At 41.5% G+C, this 1,258-nt stretch carries 1 protein-coding gene; it reads left to right on the forward strand.

The annotated features are described in order from the left end of the window. The first annotated feature begins 33 nt into the window (after positions 1-33). Entirely contained in the window at positions 34-1,206 is a 1,173-nt protein-coding gene (locus tag AB4507_RS22895) for a patatin-like phospholipase family protein (RefSeq protein WP_017060058.1), read from the forward strand. The last annotated feature ends 52 nt before the right edge of the window (positions 1,207-1,258 follow it).

The raw sequence follows: 1,258 nt of genomic DNA on the forward strand, positions 1-1,258 counted from the left end.
AATCATTTTAGAGAACATTAAATGAGCCTAATTATGAACCGTCTAATTTCCTCGGGTTTTACCGTTGCTTTGTCATTACTTGTAGTGGCATGTAGCTCACCCCACACGTTGGATGTACGCGTACACAAAGACAATTACAAAGAAGTGGTTGTAGAAGAAGCGATATCAGTAAAAGAGCCATTGCGTATGTGGGCGAGTGAGAACCCAGACTTCTTATACTCTCCAATCGATCAAACAACGCCAATTAAAGTGTCAGGTGAGCAACTAAATATCTTAGCTTTGTCAGGAGGCGGCGCGAACGGAGCCTTTGGAGCCGGTATTTTGATAGGGCTGGAAGAATCTGGCCAATTGAAAGACTACTCAATAGTTACTGGCATCAGTGCAGGAGCGCTAATGGCACCATTTGTATTCATCGGCGGAGATGCATTTCCGAAGATGAAGGAGGTGATGTTAAACATCAATGACAAATCAGTGCTCGGCAAAAAGAACTTTTTAAACACCGTGTTTAAAGATGCTTTTACTGACGGTAAAAACTTGAATCAATTTATCGCTCAGGCGTTCCCTGAACCGATGATCGAGCAAATTGCTGCGCGACACCGCAACGGTAAGCGTTTGTTTATTGGTAGCACACACTTTGATTCTGGAGAGCTTGTCATTTGGAATGTGGGCGCAATTGCAAATAGTGACATGCCAGATAAGTCTGAACTTATATATAAGGTTTTAGCAGCAAGTGCTTCTATTCCTGGAGTCTTCCCACCGCAGTTTATCAATGTGAAGTACGAAGGTAAAAGTTATGAAGAACTTCACGTCGATGGTGGTTTAGCCGCTCAAGTATTTTTCAATCCATCTAACTTCGACTATCAGCAGATCTCAGATGCTCTTGGGTTAGAAAAACCACCACAGCTCGATGTTATTCGAAATGGAGCACTGAAAGCGCCGTACCACTCGCTGAGAGATAAGGGTCTAGATTTAGTAGCAAAGAGCGTATCAAGCCTGACTCTTGCTCAAACACGTGGTGATTTATATCGAATGAAATACATCTGTGAAATCAACAACATTGATATGCAATTTACTTACATCGAGCACGACTTTGGTTACGCCAAACGAACCAAAGACATGTTTGATGAACACTATTTATTAACCATATACGAATATGGTTATCACAAAGCAACTCAGGGCAAACCTTGGGTAACAGAATTACCTTAATTTAGGGATATCGTAAAATGAATAAAACAGTTTTAGCGCTACTTATCATGGC

Origin of the sequence: Vibrio sp. 10N.222.54.A3 (assembly GCF_041474095.1) — a bacterium.
In the GTDB taxonomy this organism is placed as follows: domain Bacteria; phylum Pseudomonadota; class Gammaproteobacteria; order Enterobacterales; family Vibrionaceae; genus Vibrio; species Vibrio crassostreae_C.